Here is a 23931-nt window from a genome sequence, read left to right on the forward strand (position 1 = left end):
GTAATTTGAGTGAAGACATTTATTATTTAGTGATTACACTTTAAGAGTATTAAATTGAGTTATGAGTAAAAAACATTACGTAGTGTGGAAAGGTGTTAAAACAGGTGTGTTTGACAACTGGTCTGAAACCAAAGCACAGATTGATGGTCGTAGCGATGCCCAATACATGGGGTTTCCATCAAAAGACGAAGCTGATCAAGCATTCGCCTCAACCTATACCCGTGCATTAATGAAACGCTCATTAGCAAAAGAAGGGTCAACGGGTTCTGGTGTTAAACCAAAAACAACTCGCTCATCAAGTGCACCAAAGTCTATTTTGTCTGCCGCACCACAAGTAGCAGACTTAAATATCTATTGTGACGGCGCTTGTTCACCTAACCCGGGTAAATCCGGTACGGGCATGGCTGTCTATGAGAAAGAACAGCTTACGCAGCTTTGGTATGGCCTATATGAAGCAAACGGCACGAATAACTCTGCGGAATTAAATGGTTTGTTGGTTGCTTTTCGCTTTGCGGCTTCTCATATCCAACAAGGTAAAACAGTACAGGTCTTGTCTGATTCAAGATATTCAATTGACTGCATCACTAAGTGGGCAAAAGGCTGGAAAAATAAAGGTTGGAAACGGGGTAAAAATGAAGAAATTAAAAACCTCGCGATTATTCAACAATGTTTTACTTTGTATGAGCAACTAAAATCTAATTTAATTATTTCTCATGTAAAAGGCCACGCAAATATTGAAGGCAACGAACTATCAGATCGCATGGCTGTATTAGCACGTAGTCAGCAAGAACCTAAACTAGTGCAATATACAAAGAGTATTAACATTAGTGAAATTCTAGCGATGCCATCAGGCTAAGTTGACGATAACGTCGATTCCTACCTAATATAATAAAACAAGCTAAACAACTGTGTATCAGCTTGTTTTATTACTCAAATATGACACCCATTGTCTTAAATAATAGGGCCACATCCTTTCAGTAGCAGAGCCACGTTGGCACTGGATTTAGCTTGTGCATAATAGGCGTCAGTAGTCGTTGCTGCACCTTGAGTCATCGTACCGACATCCGCAGAAATAAGCGGAGCGATCACAGTTAACGCATTGGCCGATTGACGGTCAGCTTCATAAGCAATGAATGCTTTACTGATCTCACTACACGAAAATGCATCCGCACCTTGCTGCGCCATACTGTAAGCTTGAGATGATGTTTCACAGCCAGCCAATGAACCAGCAAACAACGCTATTGCTATAATCTTATGCATCAATACTTCCTTATCTTCATAAACGACATAATATTTTAATCTCTAATGTCCAATCCAGTATAGGTTACAAAATCAAGGTAAGTAGTGATAAACAGTACAAAATAAGAACAAACGCATAATAATGAGCACCAAATAAAGCCTTGATGTATTTACATTTATTACATCAAGGTTAAGATGAAATTCACACATGACTAAATGAATGGAAACATATGTCAACCCTTTGGTTTAAAACACTAATCCCAGTAATTATTGGTAGTGCTTCATTATCAGTATCTGCAGCAAACATCTCTGAATTATCACAACAAGTATGTAATGCAATGGCTGATGCAGGAACAATGTCGCCAGCAGCACCTGTGCAATGTGACCGATTAAGAGAAGTACAATTTAACTATGTCGATTTTCAGGGTAAGCAGCATAATGATGGTTCGATTATCGTCATGGATGCAGTATCACCCTACATCGCTGCCATTTTTGATCGTTTATACACGTTAGAATTCCCGATCAATAAAGCGGTACCGATACGCCATTATCAAGGTGATGATAATTTATCAATGGCAGACAATAACACCTCTGCATTTAATTACCGCCCTATCGCAGGCAAGCGTTCGCTATCAGTACACGCTTATGGTTTAGCCATCGATATTAATCCAAAGCAAAATCCATTCATTGAATTTGGTGAGCAAGGAGAGGCGACATTTAAACCTGAAGAAGGCTCTAAATATGCAAATAGAATGCAGTTTAGATATGGTAAAGATGAACGCCAAGGCTTTGCTGAAGATGTATTAGCAACCTTTGCTGATAATGGCTTTTTATATTGGGGTGGTTTTTGGAATACGCCTATCGACTACCAACATTTTCAAGTAAGTCGAAATATGGCTAATTTAATGTCGACAATGCCTGCGGATAACGCAAGCCAGTTCTTTGACAATTATGTGCAGTGGTATCAATCATGTAAAGCAAGCTATCCAGCAGCTTACGCGCAACATAAAGTAAATGACTACGTGCGTTATTTAGAAGCTAAACTGGATGTTGATTCACTTAGTACTGCGTTTACCCAATCACCAGAAAAAGTAATAGCGGCGATACAACAGCCGCTTAAAACCTCATCTGTTTGTGTGAGAGATTAAGGCCTAATTCAAGACAGTTGTTATTCGTCGCCCAGCGATTTATACGGCCAATAAAAGTGGCCAGCACGGATAATAACTGTCGATACAGCCAATACTAATGCCGCAATAGCAAGCCATACAACATCCACGCTCTGCAGTTCTTTCATACCTAACGTCACATAACGCGCAATTGCCATGATCGCGATATAGATAGGATAACGAACAGGTATCTTGCCATTAACAACAAACTGTTGAATCATCGCAAGTACTTCTAGGTAAATAAACATTAATAAAATATCAGTTAACTTTACCGTTCTTTCTTCGTAAACATGGAAAAAATCATTCGCCATCGCATAGATGGTGGCAATCGTAATCGCAACAAGTAGCACTGCTTCGACATAACTAAATAGCTTTAAAAATACCTGACTAAATTTTTTAGGTAAATGAGATGGCATAATTGCTCCGTAATATAAATATAATCCTCATTTTAAATAATGAGTTAGTCTACAATACTACAATATATCGATTAAAAAGAGTATATTCCGATGATGACTATCCCCTCTCGCTGATACCTACGACTGAATCCCACTACAACTCCAATTTAGTTACAACGATATTAATCCCAGTCACTCGCACAACAACAAGTCATAACAACAAGTCATAACAACAAGTCATAACAACAAGTCATAACAATCATTATATAATCACTAAATAGCATTCGTGTTATTATGGTCAGAATGAATAGCTGTTAAATCAGCATATTAAAGTATCATTATTATATTTTTTTAAATCACTTCATTCTATACTCTCAATTCATATGACGAGTGGTCGCAAAGGGAGAGGTAAGTGCGAAATATTCAAAAAATAACAATCGGAATTGTTATCGTCACCCTAATTATATTAGTGTGGTATCACTTCCGCGCGAATACTAAAACCTACACGATCACACCAGATAACTTTCGCTTCATGAATATAGACGATAGCAGTAAAGGCGGTTTAAGCAGTTCTGCAATCAAATTTAAAGAGGGAAAGGCGTACATTACCTGTGAGGTTGTAAAAAACTCAGATTATCCATGGCCATATTGTGAATTAGAAATCAGCCTTTCAGATAATGTTTTTCAAGGCATCGATTTTTCAGAATATAATAAGATCAGTCTTGATATTGATTATACAACCAGCCACCCAAATAAACGACTGCGTGTATATATCCGCAATAGCCATCCCGCCTATACGCGCGCAGATGAAAGAACCTCATTAAAATTTAATGGCATTGAATACTCCCCAGGTTTTGGTGATGGAAAAAAAGCCATTAACCTCGATACTTTTCAAGTATTAACATGGTGGATCGCAGATAATAATATCGACATAGAGCATGCATCAACTGACTTTTCCAATGTGCCTATTATTGAAATTGCGACCGCATCGGGTGTCACCGAGGGCTCGTTTGAAATCATCGTAAACAGCATTGAGTTTCAAGGAGTATGGATCAAAGAATCAACCATGCTAAAAATACTGCTATACACTTGGCTATTATTAATCATTGGTTTTATTTTATATGAGCAAAGCAAACTACATCAGAGATTGAGAAAAAGTCACCAAAGGGCAGCCAAGTTATTTAAATTAAACCAGCGCCTAACTGAAAAAAATGTCAAATTTTCTGAATTAGCCAATAGAGATCCACTCACCGGAGCCTTAAATAGAAATGCAGTACAAGATTGGCTAAAAGAGATGTCACAACAAGTACGCTGGGATAAACAAGATTTCTCTGCACTCTTTATCGACATAGATAATTTTAAACATGTTAATGATAGATATGGGCATCAGGTTGGAGATGATATCTTACGTGAGTTTGTATTGCTTATATCGGCTAACATTCGTAGTAGCGATTATTTGGTTCGCTGGGGTGGTGAAGAGTTTATCGTATTCTTTCCAGAAACTAATAGCCACCAAGCGAAGCATCGGGCTGAAAGGATTAGAAATATCGTCGCAACACATCAATGGTGTCATCATAATGAGTTAACTTGCAGTATCGGTATCGCTCAAATGGGAGACGAACGTATAACGGAAATGATAGCTCGTGCTGATGAAGCCCTTTACAAAGCAAAAAGTAACGGTCGGAATCAAGTTATCAGTGCTAACCCAGTACTTAGCTAACATGATAAAAAGCCAGCGATATACGCTGGCTTTTTAATGCACAGAAAACACTTCGTTTTATGCTGTTACAGCTTGTTCCTCTGACTTTTTAAGCATCGCATAACTTACGCCTGTCACTAACGTACCTGCTGCGATAGCAACTAAGTACATTAATACCGGTGTAATTGCATTTGGAATAAGTAATACAAATAAGCCACCGTGTGGTGCCATTAACTCTGCACCAAAGTACATAGATAATGCACCAGTTAACGCACCACCAGCAATACAGCTTGGAATTACACGCATTGGATCGCGTGCAGCAAACGGGATTGCACCTTCAGAGATGAAGCACAGACCTAACACAAACGAGGCTTTACCCGCTTCTTGCTCACTGTTATTGAATTTACGTTTCGCAAGCAGTGTCGCTAAACCCATACCTAACGCAGGTACCATACCCGCAGCCATAACAGCAGCCATCGGTGCATATGTTTGTGATGCAAGTAAACCCACACCAAACGTATAAGCCGTTTTGTTTACTGGACCACCCAGATCGAAACACATCATGCCGCCAAGAATAATACCCAATAACACAGCATTAGCTGAGCCCATGTTATTCAAGAATTCAGTTAGTGCATTCATTGCTGCTGATACTGGACCACCAACCACATAGATCATGACTAGACCAGTAATTAACGAGGCTGCTAACGGAATAATTAAGATTGGTTTTAACGCTTCCATTGATTGTGGCAACTGTACTTTCTCTGCAATCCACTTAGCCGTATAACCCGCAAGGAAACCTGCAACAATACCACCTAAGAAACCAGCACCCGTTGAGCTAGCTAGCATACCGCCAATCAGACCCGGAGCAAGACCCGGTCGGTCAGCAATAGAGAATGCAATAAAACCAGCAAGAACAGGGATCATTAATGCAAATGCAGAGCCTCCACCAATCGTCATTAATGCAGCAGCTAATGTACCTTCTTCTTTAAATGCTTCGATACCAAATACAAACGATAACGCAATAGCCAAACCACCCGCAACAACCAGTGGTAGCATGTGCGATACGCCTGTCATTAGATGCTTATAAGCACCCGTTTTTTCAGTACTTGCCTGCTCACTTGTCGCTGCTTTACCGTGGCTGTAAACTTGCGCGTCATTAAACGCATTATCCATTGTTTGTTTGGTTTTCTTTAATGCTAAACCAGTACTGGTTTTAAACACTTTTTTACCATCAAAACGTGCTAAGTCGATATCAATATCGGCGGCAATAATAACGACATCAGCCGCAGCAATCTCGTCACTCGTTAATTGGTTTTTAGCACCCACAGAGCCACGCGTTTCTACTTTAATAGCATGACCTAAACGTTGACCTTCTTGCTCTAACGCTTCAGCAGCCATAAAGGTATGTGCGACACCCGTTGGGCATGCTGTGATAGCCACGATATTTTTACCGTGACTCACTGTATCAGCAGTAATGAGTGTTGACTCATCACTGGCAGCAAGCACTTCTGCATTGTTCGCAGCATATTCTAAATATGTCTTTGCATCTGTAAATACCGCATCAACCTCTGAACGATACACTTTATGTCCAATAAAGCGCGTATCATCAATATTTGCGCTAGCAGCAATAATAATACAGTCAGCATCTGTGATTTGCTTACCGCTTAATGGGGTAACAGGGGCGACAGATGAATGACACTCGATATCCGCCTGCCAATTTAGCTCTGTCACTGCTTTTTCTAATAATCCAGCAGCAATAAGGCTACTTGCAATGCCACTTGGGCATGCTGTTACAATTGCAATTTTCATTATTAATATCCTTTAATTAGCAAATATCGATGCGTTTACTTAACGTCTGTACCGAATTTATATCTTCTACGCCTACACCAACCTGTGTCACAGCTAACGCTGATAATGCCGTTGCAAAGCGTAATGTTTCCGTCTTACCCCAATTATTTAAATGTCCCCAGCACATACCAGCAACTAAGGTGTCACCTGCACCGACCGTACTAACAACAGTCATCTTAGGCGGTTTAGCCTGTAACCAACCAGCTTGGTCTAGCCACATAACACCCTCAGCACCAAGCGATACCACCACATTGGCAATGCCTGTACTTGATAATTGTTCCGCGATTTCTGTTAATGACTTATCTGCTTGTGACGCACTTTCTGCCCACTGTATTAACTCTTCATCATTTGGTTTGATTAACCAAGGCTGCACTGTAAGTCCAGCAGTGAGTGCGGCATTACTGCTATCAAAAAAGACTTTCTTACCCGCTTGTTGCAATTTTTCTATCCAGCCAGCACACATTTCAGGCGTAATACCGACAGGTAAACTACCTGCGATAACAAAAACATCATGCGTGAGAGACAAGTCAAATAACATCGTTTCGAACTCAGCCATCGCAGCTGCGGTGACATTCACACCCGGAAAGTTAATATCGCTAACCTGACTACTGGCTTCGACTAACTTCACATTGATGCGTGTTGAGCCTTGTACTCGAACAAATTTATCCAAAACATTAATATCATCAAAAAGCTGACAAAATGGCGCTTCGTTTTCAATGCCCAAAAAGCCGGTAGCCGTGACATCTGCGCCCAGCTCTGCTAATACTTTTGCAACATTAACGCCCTTACCTGCAGGCTTGAGAGCACTGCGTTCAACTTGGTTTACTGTTCCTGTTGTTAATGCTTGCAAGTGACCAGTTAAATCCAATGCTGGGTTTAACGTCACAGTGACGACTTTTAGATTTGTTGTTTGCATTGTCATTATTTACCTTCACCTAAACCAGCTTCAATACCTTCACCGATGGCTGTCAGTGCTAATGCAGCATCGCCACCTTTCGCAGTAAAAATCAGTGATTCACCACAACGCACACCCAATGACATTAACTTCATCAAGCTTTTTACATTCGTCGATTTTCCTGCTTGATTTGTAACTTGAATATCAGCCTTAAATTTCTTCGCAATACTCACCAACATCGCGCTTGGTCGTGCATGTAAACCATGGCTATTATGAATAATAAATGAAGCACTTAAACCACTCGGTTTTACATCCGTTAATAGGCTAATAACCGACTCTGCATCCGCATTAAATAACTGATTAATTTGTTGCTTATAAATAAGGTCAACAACGCATTGCATATTATTTAGATGTAAGTTGTTAGCACTCGCTAGCATAATCAGCCCCTGAACAGGCACTCCACCCTGTTGTAACTCATGATCAGGTGTCACAAATGAAATTGCCGTTGTTGCTACCGACTTCGCTGTCTTCGCTAACCACAAGCCTTGTCCAAGGTGGGTTGCCGATGTTGTAATTGCATCTGCAACACCGATATTGTCGATACAGTGATGATGCTTAAGTAAGCCAGCTGCAACAGCTGTTAACTGTGATAGGTCTTGAGCAGGAAAATTCAGTTGCACTAACTCAGTCGTTAACAATGTTTCTGATTGTTGACTACCATTCAGCAAAGCAATGATGGATTCAGCACTGTCACACTGCTGTAATTGTTGCTCGATACCGTCAGCGCTTAATACTTTAGTCAGCTGTTTTAAAATCGATAAATGCTCATCTGACTTAGCTGCGATCGCAATCGCTAAATACACAATTTGCCCTTCCCCCCAATTCACGCCTTGTGGGAAATGATGTAATTGCACGCCTGTTTTATTCACTAAGTCACGTGTTGCAACTGTGCCGTGTGGTATCGCTATGCCATTACCTAAATAAGTCGAGTTCTGCGCTTCACGAGCCAGCATCCCTTCAACATAATTTGCTTCAACATACGTTTTGTTAGCGAGATCCTGCGCGAGGGATTTAATGGCTTGCTGTTTATTCGATGCAGATTTATTTAATTTAATGTCATTCGAAGATAGTGACAACATAACGTTACTCCATAATAGCGTTGTTCATAACACCGCTTATAATTTGCTTTAACCTTGCTTTCGATTAGCTGACGACTTGTTTTACAATCTGTTTTACAATTTGCTTTACAGTCAGCTGAATCGTTTCAGCAACAAGGTGGTAAAAAAGGCTTCAGTGATGCAAAATGATTATAAATGGCATTGCTGAAACCTTTCAGCTAATATATTGAAGTGTTTCTGAGCAGATTACAATTTTCAATAACAAATCATGTGAGAAACTATGAGCAAGCGCACAATTTTGGGGACGAGTGAATATGACATTAGATGAAATAGCCAAACTAGCAGGTGTATCACGCACTACGGCCAGTTATGTAATCAACGGTAAAGCCAGTAAATACCGTATTAGTGAAAAAACACAGACAAAAGTAATGGCTGTCGTTAATGAACATAATTACCGTCCTGATCATGCTGCGCAATCTTTGCGTGCTGGCAGTAACCGGTCACTTGGGTTAATCATTCCTGATCTTGAAAATAGCAGTTATGCCAAATTAGCTAAATTACTTGAACGTGATGCTCGCAAAGCCGGATACCAACTCATTATCTCTTGCTCTGATGATGACGTAGATACTGAAATGAAAGTAGCAGAAACTTTACTCAGTCGTCGTATTGATGCATTACTTGTAGCAAGTGCCTTGCCCATCGATCATGATTATTACCGTAAAGTCCAAGCCAATGGCGTACCTGTTATCGGGTTAGACCGCGCGATGGATGATGATATATTTTCTTGTGTAATAAGTGAGGACTTAGATGGTGCTTATGAGCTGACTCAAGCATTGCTCGCACAAGGCGTTAACAGTATTGGCCTCGTTGGTGCAGTCGCTGAATTGGGTATCTCGAAAGAACGTGAACAAGGATTCCTTTCTGCCATTAGTCAGCACAATTCATTAATTACACAGCAAATTGCCTACGGTGATCACTTTAGCCAAGAACAAGGCCAAGCCCAAGTACAGCACTGGATTGATAATGACACATTTCCCGACGCGATCTTGGCGACCTCGTATACCTTATTCGAAGGTGTGCTTGATTGCTTGATTTTGAATCCCAATTTAATGGCAACAACCAAACTGGCGACTTTTGGTGATAACCGTTTACTCGACTTTTTACCAAGTAAGATACAATCATTACCACAACAGTTTGAATTAATCGCCGAACACGCTCTAAAAATGGCGCTAAATGCGGCAAACGGACGCCATCAAGCAGGTGTAGAAGTTGTGTCTCGAAAAATGATCCATCGTAAATAGCAGGCTATTAATGATTGTTCACTCTCTGTAGGGTTCAAATAAAGGCAATAGCCAGTCAATAAATGTTTGAACTTTAAGCGGTAATGGACTGGCTGTTGGGGTAAGCAAATAATAACAATAAGGGCTAATAAACCCAGCTGAAAATGGAATAACCAGCGAGCCATCTTCAAGTTGCTGTTGAACAAAAAATCGGGGGATAAGCGCGACCCCCATACTGCTTGCCGCTGCTTGACTGAGCATATAAAAGTGCTCCATACCAAACTTGTTGTCCGTCGTTAATTCCATACCGATATCATCAGCCCAATAACGCCATAAACCCGGCCTTGACGTATGCTCAAGCAACGTCATGTTGTTAATATCTTGCAATGACGTCATCTGTTTTGCTAATTGCGGCGAACAAACAAGGCACAGATCTTCATCCATTAACTTAATAACGTTACACCCTTGCGGTAATGTCGTTGCACTGCGTATCGCAATGTCATATTGATGCTGCCTAAAATCAATGTTGAAATCACCAATGGATAAATCAACATATAGATTAGGATTACTGATTTTAAAGCTTTCTAAACTTGGTATTAACCAATTAATCGTTAAGCTTGGTAACACGTTAATTGATAAACGCTGGGCTAATTGAGGTTGAGTAATCAGCTCTTGTGTCGCACTATTAATGGTTTGCAATGCACCTTGCACTTTCATTAAATAAGGCTTTGCCTCTTCAGTAAGCACTAACTTACGATGCTGCCTGATAAATAAAGTAACCCCGAGGTACTCCTCCAGAATCTTTACCTGTTTACTCACTGCACCGTGGGTCACAAACAGCTCTTTCGCTGCAAGCGTAAAACTCACATTTCGAGCTGCGGATTCAAATGCACGCATTGCATTTAATGGTGGTAAATTAGGATACATGAAAATACGCCTCAATTAATTAGTGTGAGAATATCTCACGCATGGAAGAAGATAACTCCTTTGCGTTACCTGTGCAAATAAGATTATATTGCCCACTCAAATTACGCAGGAGTACAACATCATGGTTTTGGATATGTCCTTACAATTATCAACAGAGATAGTCAGCATGCTGTTTATCGTCGCTGTCATCGCTGGTTTTATTGATGCGATTGCAGGCGGTGGCGGATTATTAACAATTCCAGCACTCTTATGGGCAGGCCTTCCCCCTGCGACGGCCCTTGCTACTAACAAACTGCAAGCCTGCGGTGGAAGCTTCTTCGCTAGTTTTTACTTTATTCGTAAGGGCATGGTCGATATAAAGAAAATGAAACTCGCCATCGCTTGTACCTTTGTAGGCTCAGCCCTCGGCAGTATCGCCATCCAATCTATTGATCCAAGTATATTAGAAGTCATCTTACCTTTTCTTATTCTTGCTATCGGTGGGTACTTCTTATTTTCAAAGCAAGTCACCGATGAAGATAAACACCAAGTACTCACCCCGACACTGTTTGCTGTTACTGCTGCCTTTGGTGTGGGTTTATATGATGGCTTTTTTGGCCCAGGGACAGGCAGTTTCTTTGCAATGGCATTTGTATCATTAGCAGGGTTTGGATTAGCGAAAGCAACCGCTCACGCCAAAGTACTTAACTTCACGACTAATATTGCATCATTAATGTTTTTCGCATTAGGTGGCAAGGTATTATGGGTTTTAGGTGGCGTGATGCTAGTAGGCCAAGCGTTAGGGGCAACGCTTGGCTCACGTTTAGTACTATCAAAAGGCGTTAAAATCATTAAGCCATTAATGGTCACTATGTCTATCGCAATGAGTTTAAAACTGCTCTATTCATAGTTCTTTGAACGCCTATTTTAAACCAATAGAGTACACAAACTAGGATACCGTTATCTGCCACTGGTGCTCTGACGCTGCCACTTGCAGGTAACGGTCAAAATTTTGTAACAGGGTATCTGCACAACTCGATAGTTCGACATACGACTTCCCTTCTTCAGGAAAAGTATGCACCGCAGCATGGCTTTCAGCCAATAACCACAACGCTGTATAACCTTGTGGCTGAAAGTAGTGTTCTACAAAGTTCAATACGGTAAAACCCGCGGCTTCGAGATCCGCTGAAATAACACGTTTCAACGCTTCACTATCACAACAGCTTAACCACCAGCGTTGATTATATATTTTTGCTTCCATAATTATATTCACTTACTAAAATACTTTATGCTTGATAACGAATGGCTAATTAACCGCTAATTCTTATATAGCTCTGATTCTGTTTGCCATGCTTCGCGATTATAATCGTATAACACACCAGAACCTAAACGATTAATTTCAATGGTATCCATCTTGTCATAGAAGTTACCAGGGAACACAAAAGAAGCTAACAAGAACTCCTTATTCAACCAGTTCGATGGCACAGGCAAGGTTTCCACATCACCAATACGTCGACTCGGTGATTTACCTCGTGTCGTGGCAATCGTCCAGCCCCACTGCCCAAATGAGGGAATATTGCGTTGGTACTGTTCAACATGTAAAAAGCCTGCTTGTTTCACTGTTTTACCAATACTTAAAAAGGCTTTTTGCGCATGATAAGGTGATGTCGATTGTATTGCTAACGCACCATCAGCCGCCAATAATTGGCGCACCTGATTATAAAAATAATCACTGTAAAGCTTATTCAAATCAGGATGATTCGGATCAGGTAAGTCAATAATGATGGTATCGAATTTAGCCCCTTCATCGAGTAGTTTTTCAATTTGTAAAAATGCATCTGTCGCATAAAGCGTTAAACGAGAGTCTTGTAACGACGCTTCGTTTAGCTTCAGCATACGTTGCTTGATCGCTTCTGGCGCCGCGTAATCAACCGTATCGGCACCAAATAACGCCAATAGTTCCGCATCTAAATCGACTAAGGTCACCGCTTTAACAGGCCAGCGCAGTACATTACGTAGTGCTAAACCATCACCACCACCAATAATCAAAATATTATCATGACGGTTTGATGCAAGCATGGCCGGATACACTAATAAATCATGATACAACTGCTCATCCACACTCGAAAATTGTAAATGACCATTAATAAATAAATCCGTCACAGGGTCTACTTGGTTTTTCAAATAACGCTCTGTCACCACCACATGCTGGTATTTTGTTGACTGTGAATAAATCACTTTGTCTTTATACAGTACACTACTTAATTGAGCTAACCAGCCTGTCCCTAAAGTTAAAATAACCGTAAATAAAACAATTAATAACAGGTGACAGACGAATAGTAATTTAGCCCAACGGATCTTATCTTGATAACGCCATAGAAACGCCAGTCCCGCAATAATATTAAATAATGCAGTCCACGCTGCCGCCTCCATAATCGGTAACGACAACATGATTAGAACCCAAATAGCCGCACCAATACCCGCACCAATATAATCAGCGCCGTAAATAGTACCCGCATTATTTTCTAAAAAATGACCATAAACTTGCTGGCGAACACGTGCAATCAGCGGGATTTCCATACCAATAAAAATACCGAGGATTAACCCGAATACATAAGGCATGAACTTCGCTATTTTTTCCAACTGTTGCGGCAAATAACCATCAAGTACAATGTTACTGGGTAAATTAAACGTCGCCGATAACAACTGTGGTAAGCTATAACTTACAGCAATCATCGCCGAAATAACCAAAATACAGCTCATGCCGATTAATGCAATTAAAGCCTCTAGCCACGCGAATGCAGTAAACGCATCTTTAAACCAGCGCGCTAAAAATGCACCGATACCCATCGCTACAATCATGGTGCCAATCATCGCATAAATGGCGCTTTCAACAGAACCTAATACCCTACCCGCATAATGCGACAGCAAGTATTCGTAAATCAAACCGCACCCTGCAAGTACAATCATGACTGAAATTAATAATACATCGTGAAACAACAATGTACGTTTACGATCCTGTGCCTGCTTTGTTTTATTATCACTATTTACAACTGAGTGTGTCACGCAATGCCTTATTGGATTTTAATTGATGTTTAGCGGATTAAGCCAAGGGTTAAAACTTAAAAAGCCCAAACTCAAACACACTATCAGCATGACGAATACTGAGTAACGTAATTGAATTTGAGCATATCTATTATTTAACGATGAAACCTATTACTTAGTAATGCGAGCTGTACTTTAATAAGTCATTAGCTACCAAGTAATGTTGCCATTGTTAAGCCGACTGAAAACGACACGGTTGCAGAAATAACAGCAACACCAATGTTCTTTTGACGAATAACCTCATCCGCAATATCCACACCAGAGAGAATCACTTTGATGGTGATTAATTGTAGAATCGAAAAGATAATCACACTGATAACAGCAAAGAATGCCCAATACATCAGACTTAAACCAATGTTATCGGCAGCATACGGAGCAAGACCCGTCGCAGCAGTGATAGCCAGACCTGAACCAACAAGGAAACCAGCATAGCGAATACCAACAGCAAGGTTATCATCTAAGATAAGCTGTTGTAGACAATCGCCTGTACGTTTAAATAAGCGCACGCGGTATTTACTGACCAATAACATAATGACGTTTGCCACAACAAATGCCGCTATCACAACAGGTAATCCATGCCAGCCTTCCGTTAATACCCAAATCAACGCAGAACGTACAACGATAGCAACAGTCACAACATGACCAAAATCAACAAAGGCAGCTGTCACATTGCCTTTCACAATTTCATCATGCAGACTGACTTTTTGTAATGTCACTTTATCTTGGAAAAAATGACCAGCTTTAATTAAGGCGATAGCTAATAAACCATAACCAGTCATCTGTGTTGCTTCTTCAAATAATGAATCAGCAAAATCGCCACTTGTCACACCCGTTAATACGATAGCAAGTCCTGCTAAGCCTGCGGCAAAGCTGATACCAAAAGCAAAGTTATCGCGTTTTGCAATCTCATCATTGGCATGCAGGTTTGATACCCAGCCTTTAATCATTTTTAAACTAACGAATAAAGCAATAATGATAATAAAATCAATAATCAGTGCTTGTGTCGTCCACATAGTCAATCCATCAAACTCGTACATACTTAACTCTCCATAACTGTTCTATCTGTTTACTCACGGTCATCTTTTATTACGGTTTTTTTATTTACCGCGACTGACACCACGTGATGTACGACTGCCACTATTACGGAATGACCCCGTATTGCTTGTGGCCTTGTTACTCGCTGGTTTATTGCTACTCGTGAACGACTTTTTCGGTTTCGCATAACTACTCACCGTTTTAGTCGGGGTGTAACTAGATCGGCTTAAACCCGCAGACCCAGTACGTTTCTTCGCATAAGGCGAGCTAAACGATTGGCCTTTACGTTGGAACGATTTACGCGTTCGCGTTTCAACAGCAGCTTGCTGAACACTTTGTTTAGGGCTGGTATAACGCGAACGTCCATAATCGCTATAATAGCTATAACGACGGTTACGACTCCAGTTTGAATACTCAACACGATTCGTTAAATCACCAAACATACGGTACATGCCGTACCATTGCCAAAAGCTGGTGCCACCACTACCCGATTGCCAGCCACCATAGTTTGGATTACCAACCATTTGGCTACCAGCGCCATAGTCTGTACCATCACCACCGCTTTTTTCTGCCATTTGGCTAATCGCACCGACACGCGCCAGTTGACCATCAGACATATCAGCTAATACATTGATCGGATCGGTTAACGCATCATTAAACAAGCTAAGCTTAGCGGCTTCTTGGATACGAGTTATTTCATCAAGTAACGCATTTGCATTCTCTAATGTTACCGTTTCAGATTGAACATCACCCAAACGCATCGTCAGGTTTTGATATAATGGTCCCTGTCGGGTTGCATCTTCAGCAATCAGGTTCGCGATACGTGTTAATTCTGGTTTTTGCTGTTTTAAAACAGCGGCATACTCGGCCAGTAACCGTGCATTACGTACACTACCTCGTTCAATGGCTTGGCCTAGCCTATCGATATCACCCTGTGTTTTAGTGATCCCTTGCGTTATTGTAACTTGAGTTTGCTCTAATTTTGATTCACAGCCAGCTAACAGCTGTAAAATAAATAACAGACTTATTAACTTCCATGGTTTAATCATTGACATAAATGGCCACCTATCTTGCCTGCCGACTCTAATATAATCGCGCCATACCTTGTACGGACATCGATTTTCACTTCGTATTCTGGCGCTATAACACCCTGTTACTTTACGTTTTAAGCATCAAAAAATCAATTAGTTATCATGTTGGAAATTATCTATTTTGTAAGCGATTATAATCTAACAAGCCCGCATTAATAGGCTGTAATTGTTGGTTTAGCGCTTGAATCATATCGCTGTGTTGCCAGAATCGAGGATCTGAACGCCTTACGCCATAATTGTCTAACCAAGCAGCATAATCATCAGCCGTTCTCATCGCCGCTAAATGTGCCACAAATGTCGGTAACTTGTCAGCTTCAACCGTTAAATACACACTTGGGTAATCACCAATAATGCCACTCACCACAGTTAGCGTATCTTCAGCTGGTAATAAGTTTGACTCCTCATCCAGTAAACTCGACATATTACTGTGGGCAACATTTTTCAATAATGTATAAACACGCTTTTTACTGCCATCATTAACGAGTAATACCGAGATCTCTGGCAATTGGTTAATTGGAGCCCCCTCAAGCGCGGTTAATACCCGCATCAATGCGGTTTCTTTACTTGGCGTGCCCGGTTGAAGCAACGCATATTGACTCGGTAATACTTTAGCCAAGCGCTGCTCTAATAGGCCAAATAGTTCCGTTTTATGATCTTTTGTTTTGTAATTAATATCCGTATCTTTCGCCACAAAATGATCATTATCTTCTAAGTATTCTTTTAGGTTAATGCCTTCATCACGGTACCAGTAATCATGTTCTTTTTGACGGCTTTCTTTAGGCAGCAGATTTAAAAAGTTAAACTCCGCTTCCATACGTAAAAAGTCCATATATAAACGCGTATTCAGCTGATGACCGACATTACCATATACATCAAAACCAGCGACTAACAAATAGTGAATGCGTTCAAGTAGTGGATAGTCAATTAACCACGCTGTTTTAGGCTGCTGACCGACTAACCCTTTAACGACCGTCGCACTATCAAAATGACGGAAAATAGTCAGAGCCGCATTATCATTGCCCTTTTTATCTTGGTTAGCTTTTGTTAGATTTCGGCCATCCCAAATCAAATGTAAATCAAGCAATGAATCCTGTTCAAATAATTCATTCACCTTCTGCTGTTTGGCATCTAAATAGTTATTTTGTGCTTGCGAATATTGGAACCAGTTAACCACTAAACCAGCGTCACTTTCAGACTCTGCTGGTAGGCGTAAATGTGCCTTTTGCTGAGACAAGAAGTTGTCACTATTAAGTCCAGCTTGTGCCTCGCGTGCGACAAAAAATACCCAAAAATGATCGTCAATCACATTCACCGCTATCTGACCACGACACACAGGCCCTTTAATAAAGCCCATAATGGTATTTTGAGCCTCTTGTAGCATGAACTTATAACGAGACTGTGGTGGAATCGCTTCAAACGTGATGAAAGGATTTGAGGCGACCTCCGCTTTGTAGCTTGGGAAATGAGTTACGTTATAGTTAGGCTGATAAAATATCTCTTCAAATGTCGACATACGAGCGGTATTAAGCGCATAAGGTAAATGCGTTTTAGCTAAAATAGTTTCACGTTCACGCTGTAAACGGTAATACACACGGTCAACCTTAGGGTCGTCATAAGGTCGACGAGTGGCAATAATATCAATGGGCTGACCGGGAGGCGTTTTAGAACGGACAAGCTTAAAGTAGTCCATATCTAACTGAGTAGAATACGCTGCATCTAACTCACTAAAATACATATGGGATAAAAACAAATGTTCATAGATATAACGAGAGACTAGCTGGTTCTTGAGTGATGGTTGATTTAACCACGTTTCCCAATACGTGATTTGAGCAAGAATATCTTCAGATAACGCAGGTAATGGCGACATCTTTGCGCCCTTCGTTAACCATGACGATAATAATGAAAACTCATCATTGTTTAATGCCGGTAAACCATAAGGCATCCCGCCTGTTGGGTGTTTTAATTCATATTCATCAAATTCGTTAATCGTACTGCATTGCTGTTCTCGGTTAAGTGAAAAATCATAACTGTCAGGCAATACCTTACCCGAGACAGCTTGACCGCTTAACGCATCTCGCTGTTTTAGCACCAATGAGCGATACAGTACACTTGCCATTAGGTTTGCTTCTTCAACTTGTTTTCGCTCATTTAAAACAGATGTAAAACCTTTTTCACGCCACGCTTGTATTGACGTTGCGTCATCATATAACCGCGTAGGAAGTACAGATCGTAATCGAGAACCACTGTGAACCAATGCTTTACTTAATCCACGGTCAATTCCCTCTGGAGAGGTGAGTTTTAGCTGACAAGGCGCATCATAACAACCGTGACAAACAACACAGCGCTGATTTAACAAGGGTTGTACATCATTAAGGTAAGTTGACGCTTGTGAACTTAAAGGAGGAACAATTCGGTCCTGAACCTCTTCAGCACCATACATCACATCATAGTTTACAACGAGCACGCCCGCGCAACCTGACAGCAGCATAAACAAAATAAAAAAGACAGAACGAGACATTAGCATCCTTTCACAGTCAGTACTTAATTAAAAACGTAAAACACTAAGTGCTTTATAACAAAAGACTGATCATGATATACCGAGCCAAGTTACAAATACAAGTTGAGGCTCGACTAGCCTATTCAGCGACCAGCATAAAATATACCGCCAACTTATGTATTATGGTTAATCAGCGCCCATTTCCCCACGATAAATTAATTTTATTGTAAGAAGTTGTCAGCGAAAAGTCGGTATAAAGGTATTTATCAAACTAAATAGTACAATTAATCATAATAAAGTACTTAAATATGCTAAAAATTCGCATTAAAAATAACACATATTGTGACAACGATTCCCATACCAATTACGGATAGGTTACATAGTTTTAAATATGTTTATAATCCACCAAACTATTTAGTGCGGACAGACCGACACTCTACATTAAACTATCCAAGGTAGGACAAATGCCTAAAACTAGAATATTAATTGTCGAAGATGACCACGAAATTGCCCGATTAACTGCAATGTATTTAAACAGTGAAGGCTATGAAACGAAAGTTATCAATGATGGTGCGATAGCATTAAGTACCATCAAGCAATACCAACCTAACCTGCTCATTTTAGATTTAATGCTGCCAGGATTATCTGGCATGGAGATTTGTGCGCAAGCGAGAAATTTTTTCAAAGAACCTATTCTCGTATTAACAGCTTGTGATGATGAACTAAGCGAAGTGAGCTTGCTCAAGTTGGGCGCTGATGATTACCTGACAAAACCTGTGCGCCCACATATTATGGCAGCACGCATTACAGCATTATTACGTCGCACAACAAGACACCAAAAAAGTAGATATAACACAATAGAACTCAAACGCCTTAAAATAGACCCAAGAAGACAGCGTGTTGAATTTAGAGGAAAGGCCTTAGAGCTCACCGACTCTGAATATGATCTATTATTATTATTAACCAAAAATGTTGGGCAAATCATTTCTCGAGAAGAATGCTGTCAGCAGCTACGTGGTATCGACCATGATTTTTCGGATCGTTCTATTGATATGCGAATTTCAGGCTTGCGTAAAAAGCTCAATATTGATTGTTCTACCCAACAAATAATCAAAACAGTGCGTAATAAAGGCTATATGCTAATCAATGAATAATCGTATCACCTCACTATTTTCGCATATTTATATATGCATAGTGATCGCCATCTGCGCTTGTATTTTATTAACCGTGTGGTTAATGAATATATTTGCCTATCAAAAAGATACTGAGCATTTTTATACCAACACGATGCAAGTTTATCGAGAGCTAGAGTCTCAGCGTAATAGTGTGTCAATGAGTGCTGATGATTTTTATCAGCGCGCTGAAATAGATTTATATAACTACAATATTGAAAAAATAACGTTATTAAAAAGCCTATCTCCTTGCCAGAAATGTGAATATATAAAGACGATGAATAAAGTCGATATTTACATGCAAGAGAGTAACGAATACTTAGCGGTATACCGACTCAGTAACGCAATTGCAGCGATCACGATCAGTGAAGATCTTTATGATGCAAATGTCGAAAAAGGTGTGGGTGATGATATCATCTTACTTGGTACCTTTGCTTTCATGTTATTTCTTATCGCGTTAAACCTCTATCGACCGATTCGTAAGTTACAATTACAGATAAATCATTTAGTTGCCATCAATCATACCTTCGGTAATGGCGATTTAACTGCGCGCGTTGATATTAAGACAACCCCTTTACTTCATGATTTATCAACGAGCTTTAATGCGATGGCAAAAGCGATTACCGAACGTGTTGATGAAGGTGCTATATTCGCGCAAGCCTTACCCCATGAGGTAAGAACACCGCTTAGCCGAATACAACTCGCAGTGGGTCTATTAAAGCAGGATCTAAAACAAAAGAAACACACCGATTTACTTGATAGTATTGATGATTATGTAGATGACATGGTTGAGTTATCGGAACAAATAACCACATTTTCACGCGTAAGTTCTAAACACTCTTGTTGTAATGAAGACGAGCAATCAATTGAATTAGCTCACTTCATTCATTCAAGAATAATGCTCTATGATACGCACAGTAATATCAATATAAGCTTCCACGCTGAAGACGAATCCACGATTCAAAGCAGCCCAATGTGTTTACGTTTAGCCTTTGATAACTTACTAAAAAATATGTTAAATCACGCTAGTTCTCACGTTGAAGTCAACGTCATTCAACTTGCTAAAACCATTAAAATCACCGTGGAAGATGACGGTCCCGGTATACCGCCAGAAAACTATCACCAGATTTTCATTCCTTTTGCGCGTTTAGATAAAAGCCGCAGCCGTAAAACCGGTGGTTTAGGCCTCGGCTTACCCATTGCCAAAAGCGCATCAAAACGCTTAGGCGGGCGAATTATCGTATCAAAAAGCAAACTAGGAGGGGCTAAGTTCACACTCATCATTCCCACCCAGGCGAAAAAACAAGGACTCATATAGGCGATTAATTGGTATAACGGCTTAACACTTTATCCACTGATTTTTTTGGTGTTTTAGCGATCTTTTGCACCAAGGTAAACGGGACAATCGCTAAGTTACAACGAGACTTTATTTCATCTAACATGACTAACCAAAGCTTAGTCGTCATTTCAGAATCAAATAAAGCCCGGTGAAACCCACCCTCTGAAGGTATATTGGTGTACTTAATCAGTTCACCTAATTTGTGGCTGGGCGCATCTTGAAGTATGCGCCTTGCCACCAGCAATGAACAACTGAATTCACCGTCATAGTGTCGATCAATACGCGTCAGTTCAGCATCTAAAAAACGTTTATCAAATGACGCATTATGCGCGACCAAATTATAACCTTGAATAAAGTCAGCAAAACGGTGCATTACTTCTTCGCAAGGTGCAGCATCTTCTAACATGCTATTGGTAATGCCCGTATAATTGGCAATAAAACCACTCACTCGTCTACCCGGGTGCATCAACTCTTGAAAACGTCCTGTGATCTCACCATTTTCGATTTTTACTGCACCGATCTCAATTGCACGATCACCCATGTCAGGTGATAGTCCTGTTGTCTCGAAATCCAGTATAATAAGGGTATCAGCATTCGCTATCATTCAAACTTTCTCTCTTCTTTATTGCTTACAAGCTGGCAGGAAATATAAAACCGTATGCTAACACAACCGATCTAAGTCTACACTAAGGGTAATAGCTGTTTTATAAGAGGGAACTGTATGTCGATAAAACCTCTAAGTTGTAGCCAGTTATATCGTGCTTCAACACTGTCAGAACTTTCCGAAAACTGTAAATCCACCAAACATCTACAGCCGTTAGATCAAATCATTGGTCAAGATCGGGCCCAACAAGCCGTCGAATTTGCCATGTCGATCAAAGAAAAAGGCTATAACATTTATGCGCTTGGTAATAATGGTTTAGGTAAACGAACCATGGTATTGCGGTATTTAAATCGCCACGAGCCCAACGGTCATCACAGTAATTTAAATTGTAGTCTCAATAATAGCGCTGTCTTTGATTGGTGTTATGTCGTTAATTTTGATAATGCACGCCACCCCAAAGTATTGAAACTCCCCGCAGGACAAGGACAGCAATTCAAAAAGGATGTAGAAAACTTAATCCATCGTTTAGTCAAAGCCTTACCCATGGCATTTGATAATGAAATCTATTTTGCCCGCTCCGACAAACTAAAAAATCAGCTGGAAGAAAAACAAGAAGCGGTGTTACAAAACCTCACTAAGTTAGCACAGCAACATAGCATTAGCCTGACTCTGACAGCCCAAGGAGATTATCAACTCACCGCAGTCGATGCCAAGGGTGAAGCTTATACAGAAGAAGGGTTCGACCAATTAAGCGACAAAGAAAGGAAGCACTTTGAAACAAACATCAGCGAGTTAGAAAGTAAACTACGAGACATCATCCGCCAATTAACAGTTTGGGAAGAAGAGTTTAGCGATAAACTTCAAAAATTAGATGAACAAATCGCTCTTGAAGTATTAGTGCATTGCACCACAACATTAAAAGATAAATACAACCAACAGCCAGAAATAAAAGCACACCTGAGTGCGATGAATAAAGACATACTCACCAATCTTGAAATATTTATAGAAAGCAGTGACGATGATATTTCCTTAGCTTATGCAGCATTAGACAAAAAAATGCCACGCCGGTATCAAGTTAACGTATTAGTGAGTCAAAAAACAGATGGCTTCCCTATCGTGGTAGAAGAAAGTCCCAATTATCATACTATCTTTGGCTATATTGAAAATGCGACATTTAAAGGCACTGTTTTTACCGATGCATCATTGATCCGCAGTGGTAGCTTGCACAAAGCAAACGGTGGTGTATTAATGATGGATGCAGTCAAAGTACTCGAAAGGCCCTATGTTTGGGACGGGTTAAAGCGGGCATTACGCGCCAACAAATTGAATTTAAGCTCACTAGAACGAGAAGTCAGTTTATCAGGCACTATCTCATTAGATCCTGAACCAATCCCTCTGTCTGTTAAGATTATTTTATTCGGAGACTATCAAACTTACCGCCTTTTACAGCAATATGATCCCGAATTTAAAGAGCTATTTCGTGTCACTGCAGACTTTGAAGATGTCATGCCCAGAACCCCTATCGCAGAAGCGCATTACGCTCAATTTATATCGAGCATCATTCATGATAACAATATGTTGCACTGTGACCGAAAAGCCATGAGTCGAATTATTGAGTACAGCTCTCGACAAGCTGAAGACCAAGATAAATTATCACTGCACTCTCTCGATATTGCGAACCTTTTACGTGAAACCAATTACTGTGCACGTTTAGCCAATGCCACTCTCATTAGAAAGCACCATGTCGAACAAGCGCTAGCCAATAAGCAGCAACGCGCGAGTCGACTTCAAGATTACTTATTACAAAGCTTCGTTAACGGCTCAACATTAATTGATATTAGCGGTAAAAAGGTAGGCCAAATTAATGCCCTATCCGTTATTGCTACATCCGAACATCAATTTGGTATTCCGGGACGGATAACTGCAACAGCATCATTTGGTGAGGGTGAAATATTTGATATTGAACGCCAGGTCAAACTCGGCGGTAATATTCATTCCAAAGGAGTTATGATCCTATCTGCGTACCTTGCTTCTGCGTTTGGGAAAACAGCGAAGATCCCCCTTACAACACGCTTAACCTTCGAGCAATCTTACGGAGAAGTCGATGGTGACAGCGCATCATTAGCCGAATGCTGCGCTATTATCTCAGCCTTTTCACAACTGCCCTTACGTCAAGATATAGCCATTACAGGATCCATGGATCAATTTGGCCATGCGCAGCCGATTGGTGGCGTAAATGAAAAAATTGAAGGTTTTTTTGATGTGTGTGTATCAAAGGGAGCTCTTGCCACTCAAGGCGTCATTATTCCGCAAGCAAATGTGCATAATTTAATGCTGCGTAATGATGTTGTCGAGGCTGTTGAAAATGAAACATTCCATATTTGGGCTATCGATCATGTAAAAGAAGCCGTGAACCTATTCACCAATATGATCGCCGGAGAAGCCTACGATAATGAGGAGTACCCTGAACATTCTGTCTTTGGCATTACACAATTACGGCTTAATAAACTACGAGATGTAAAATCAAATACTTAATAAAAAA

20 protein-coding genes are annotated in these 23931 nt (G+C 40.4%); 8 read left to right on the forward strand and 12 right to left on the reverse strand.

Annotated elements, in window-relative coordinates; all coding sequences use genetic code 11:
* The first annotated feature begins 61 nt into the window (after positions 1 to 61).
* Positions 62 to 856 (forward strand): ribonuclease H family protein, encoded by a 795-nt coding sequence (locus HWV00_RS14300; protein ID WP_211682305.1) that lies wholly within the window; start codon positions 62 to 64, stop codon positions 854 to 856.
* A 95-nt stretch (positions 857 to 951) separates the two neighbouring features.
* Here HWV00_RS14300 and HWV00_RS14305 read toward each other — a convergent pair whose 3' ends face one another.
* Positions 952 to 1260 (reverse strand): hypothetical protein, encoded by a 309-nt coding sequence (locus HWV00_RS14305; RefSeq protein ID WP_211682308.1) that lies wholly within the window; start codon positions 1258 to 1260, stop codon positions 952 to 954.
* Between the two features lie 209 nt (positions 1261 to 1469).
* Between HWV00_RS14305 and HWV00_RS14310 the strand changes: the two genes are divergently transcribed.
* Positions 1470 to 2387, forward strand: coding sequence for a M15 family metallopeptidase (locus tag HWV00_RS14310; RefSeq protein ID WP_211682310.1), 918 nt, complete (start codon positions 1470 to 1472; stop codon positions 2385 to 2387).
* Between the two features lie 20 nt (positions 2388 to 2407).
* Here HWV00_RS14310 and HWV00_RS14315 read toward each other — a convergent pair whose 3' ends face one another.
* Positions 2408 to 2821, reverse strand: coding sequence for a phosphate-starvation-inducible protein PsiE (locus HWV00_RS14315; protein ID WP_211682312.1), 414 nt, complete (start codon positions 2819 to 2821; stop codon positions 2408 to 2410).
* Positions 2822 to 3212: 391 nt separating this feature from the next.
* Here HWV00_RS14315 and HWV00_RS14320 point away from each other — a divergent pair, with 391 nt between their 5' ends.
* The gene (locus tag HWV00_RS14320) at positions 3213 to 4520 is read left to right on the forward strand and encodes a GGDEF domain-containing protein (protein WP_211682314.1); all 1308 of its coding nucleotides are present in this window, start codon (positions 3213 to 3215) and stop codon (positions 4518 to 4520) included.
* Between the two features lie 57 nt (positions 4521 to 4577).
* Here HWV00_RS14320 and fruA read toward each other — a convergent pair whose 3' ends face one another.
* The 3 genes from fruA to fruB are packed head-to-tail and all read right to left on the reverse strand — an operon-like array spanning position 4578 to position 8381.
* Positions 4578 to 6308, reverse strand: coding sequence for a PTS fructose transporter subunit IIBC (fruA, locus tag HWV00_RS14325; protein WP_211682316.1), 1731 nt, complete (start codon positions 6306 to 6308; stop codon positions 4578 to 4580).
* Between the two features lie 16 nt (positions 6309 to 6324).
* Complete coding sequence (pfkB, locus tag HWV00_RS14330) at positions 6325 to 7269, reverse strand: 1-phosphofructokinase (RefSeq protein ID WP_211682318.1); 945 nt, start codon at positions 7267 to 7269, stop codon at positions 6325 to 6327.
* Positions 7269 to 8381 (reverse strand): fused PTS fructose transporter subunit IIA/HPr protein, encoded by a 1113-nt coding sequence (fruB, locus tag HWV00_RS14335; protein ID WP_211682320.1) that lies wholly within the window; start codon positions 8379 to 8381, stop codon positions 7269 to 7271. Before fruB ends, pfkB begins: the two co-directional genes overlap by 1 nt.
* Before the next feature lie 293 nt (positions 8382 to 8674).
* On the opposite strand from fruB, the gene cra reads away from it, so the two are divergent.
* The gene (gene cra / locus HWV00_RS14340; RefSeq protein WP_211682322.1) at positions 8675 to 9661 is read left to right on the forward strand and encodes a catabolite repressor/activator; all 987 of its coding nucleotides are present in this window, start codon (positions 8675 to 8677) and stop codon (positions 9659 to 9661) included.
* An 18-nt stretch (positions 9662 to 9679) separates the two neighbouring features.
* On the opposite strand, the gene HWV00_RS14345 is transcribed toward cra, so the two are convergent.
* Positions 9680 to 10567, reverse strand: a complete 888-nt coding sequence (locus HWV00_RS14345; protein WP_211682324.1) for a LysR substrate-binding domain-containing protein — start codon at positions 10565 to 10567, stop codon at positions 9680 to 9682.
* A 133-nt stretch (positions 10568 to 10700) separates the two neighbouring features.
* Here HWV00_RS14345 and HWV00_RS14350 point away from each other — a divergent pair, with 133 nt between their 5' ends.
* A complete protein-coding gene (locus tag HWV00_RS14350) occupies positions 10701 to 11456 on the forward strand; it encodes a TSUP family transporter (RefSeq protein WP_211682325.1) in 756 nt (251 codons plus the stop codon).
* A 39-nt stretch (positions 11457 to 11495) separates the two neighbouring features.
* Here the strand turns inward: HWV00_RS14350 and HWV00_RS14355 are convergent, their stop codons facing one another.
* The 5 genes from HWV00_RS14355 to HWV00_RS14375 all read right to left on the reverse strand — a co-directional run bounded on the left by HWV00_RS14355 (position 11496) and on the right by HWV00_RS14375 (position 18295).
* A complete protein-coding gene (locus tag HWV00_RS14355; protein ID WP_211682327.1) occupies positions 11496 to 11807 on the reverse strand; it encodes an S-adenosylmethionine decarboxylase family protein in 312 nt (103 codons plus the stop codon).
* A 56-nt stretch (positions 11808 to 11863) separates the two neighbouring features.
* Positions 11864 to 13612 (reverse strand): polyamine aminopropyltransferase, encoded by a 1749-nt coding sequence (locus HWV00_RS14360; RefSeq protein WP_211682329.1) that lies wholly within the window; start codon positions 13610 to 13612, stop codon positions 11864 to 11866.
* Positions 13613 to 13797: 185 nt separating this feature from the next.
* The gene (locus HWV00_RS14365) at positions 13798 to 14688 is read right to left on the reverse strand and encodes a DUF350 domain-containing protein (RefSeq protein ID WP_211682331.1); all 891 of its coding nucleotides are present in this window, start codon (positions 14686 to 14688) and stop codon (positions 13798 to 13800) included.
* Positions 14689 to 14748: 60 nt separating this feature from the next.
* Complete coding sequence (locus tag HWV00_RS14370) at positions 14749 to 15741, reverse strand: CHAD domain-containing protein (protein ID WP_211682332.1); 993 nt, start codon at positions 15739 to 15741, stop codon at positions 14749 to 14751.
* A gap of 148 nt (positions 15742 to 15889) precedes the next feature.
* Entirely contained in the window at positions 15890 to 18295 is a 2406-nt protein-coding gene (locus HWV00_RS14375; RefSeq protein ID WP_211682334.1) for a fatty acid cis/trans isomerase, read from the reverse strand.
* Positions 18296 to 18738: 443 nt separating this feature from the next.
* On the opposite strand from HWV00_RS14375, the gene HWV00_RS14380 reads away from it, so the two are divergent.
* Both HWV00_RS14380 and HWV00_RS14385 read left to right on the forward strand, forming a co-directional pair.
* Complete coding sequence (locus HWV00_RS14380) at positions 18739 to 19428, forward strand: response regulator transcription factor (RefSeq protein WP_211682336.1); 690 nt, start codon at positions 18739 to 18741, stop codon at positions 19426 to 19428.
* 82 nt (positions 19429 to 19510) lie between these two features.
* Entirely contained in the window at positions 19511 to 20764 is a 1254-nt protein-coding gene (locus tag HWV00_RS14385) for an ATP-binding protein (protein WP_211682338.1), read from the forward strand.
* Between the two features lie 4 nt (positions 20765 to 20768).
* On the opposite strand, the gene HWV00_RS14390 is transcribed toward HWV00_RS14385, so the two are convergent.
* Positions 20769 to 21389 (reverse strand): PolC-type DNA polymerase III, encoded by a 621-nt coding sequence (locus HWV00_RS14390; protein WP_211682340.1) that lies wholly within the window; start codon positions 21387 to 21389, stop codon positions 20769 to 20771.
* 117 nt (positions 21390 to 21506) lie between these two features.
* On the opposite strand from HWV00_RS14390, the gene HWV00_RS14395 reads away from it, so the two are divergent.
* Entirely contained in the window at positions 21507 to 23924 is a 2418-nt protein-coding gene (locus tag HWV00_RS14395) for a Lon protease family protein (protein ID WP_211682342.1), read from the forward strand.
* The last annotated feature ends 7 nt before the right edge of the window (positions 23925 to 23931 follow it).

Source organism: Moritella sp. 24 (genome assembly GCF_018219155.1).
Lineage (GTDB): Bacteria > Pseudomonadota > Gammaproteobacteria > Enterobacterales > Moritellaceae > Moritella.

What these genes read in the sequence shown, in the direction of transcription:
- HWV00_RS14370 (WP_211682332.1), bottom strand. Translation starts at nt 15,741, where the DNA reads ATGTCAATGATTAAACCATGGAAGTTAATAAGTCTGTTATTTATTTTA.
- HWV00_RS14345 (WP_211682324.1), bottom strand. Translation starts at nt 10,567, where the DNA reads ATGTATCCTAATTTACCACCATTAAATGCAATGCGTGCATTTGAATCC.
- HWV00_RS14310 (WP_211682310.1), top strand. Translation starts at nt 1,470, where the DNA reads ATGTCAACCCTTTGGTTTAAAACACTAATCCCAGTAATTATTGGTAGT.
- HWV00_RS14395 (WP_211682342.1), top strand. Translation starts at nt 21,507, where the DNA reads ATGTCGATAAAACCTCTAAGTTGTAGCCAGTTATATCGTGCTTCAACA.
- HWV00_RS14350 (WP_211682325.1), top strand. Translation starts at nt 10,701, where the DNA reads ATGTCCTTACAATTATCAACAGAGATAGTCAGCATGCTGTTTATCGTC.
- HWV00_RS14355 (WP_211682327.1), bottom strand. Translation starts at nt 11,807, where the DNA reads ATGGAAGCAAAAATATATAATCAACGCTGGTGGTTAAGCTGTTGTGAT.
- HWV00_RS14365 (WP_211682331.1), bottom strand. Translation starts at nt 14,688, where the DNA reads ATGTACGAGTTTGATGGATTGACTATGTGGACGACACAAGCACTGATT.
- fruB (WP_211682320.1), bottom strand. Translation starts at nt 8,381, where the DNA reads ATGTTGTCACTATCTTCGAATGACATTAAATTAAATAAATCTGCATCG.
- HWV00_RS14375 (WP_211682334.1), bottom strand. Translation starts at nt 18,295, where the DNA reads ATGTCTCGTTCTGTCTTTTTTATTTTGTTTATGCTGCTGTCAGGTTGC.
- HWV00_RS14390 (WP_211682340.1), bottom strand. Translation starts at nt 21,389, where the DNA reads ATGATAGCGAATGCTGATACCCTTATTATACTGGATTTCGAGACAACA.
- fruA (WP_211682316.1), bottom strand. Translation starts at nt 6,308, where the DNA reads ATGAAAATTGCAATTGTAACAGCATGCCCAAGTGGCATTGCAAGTAGC.
- cra (WP_211682322.1), top strand. Translation starts at nt 8,675, where the DNA reads ATGACATTAGATGAAATAGCCAAACTAGCAGGTGTATCACGCACTACG.
- HWV00_RS14380 (WP_211682336.1), top strand. Translation starts at nt 18,739, where the DNA reads ATGCCTAAAACTAGAATATTAATTGTCGAAGATGACCACGAAATTGCC.
- pfkB (WP_211682318.1), bottom strand. Translation starts at nt 7,269, where the DNA reads ATGACAATGCAAACAACAAATCTAAAAGTCGTCACTGTGACGTTAAAC.
- HWV00_RS14305 (WP_211682308.1), bottom strand. Translation starts at nt 1,260, where the DNA reads ATGCATAAGATTATAGCAATAGCGTTGTTTGCTGGTTCATTGGCTGGC.
- HWV00_RS14385 (WP_211682338.1), top strand. Translation starts at nt 19,511, where the DNA reads ATGAATATATTTGCCTATCAAAAAGATACTGAGCATTTTTATACCAAC.
- HWV00_RS14300 (WP_211682305.1), top strand. Translation starts at nt 62, where the DNA reads ATGAGTAAAAAACATTACGTAGTGTGGAAAGGTGTTAAAACAGGTGTG.
- HWV00_RS14315 (WP_211682312.1), bottom strand. Translation starts at nt 2,821, where the DNA reads ATGCCATCTCATTTACCTAAAAAATTTAGTCAGGTATTTTTAAAGCTA.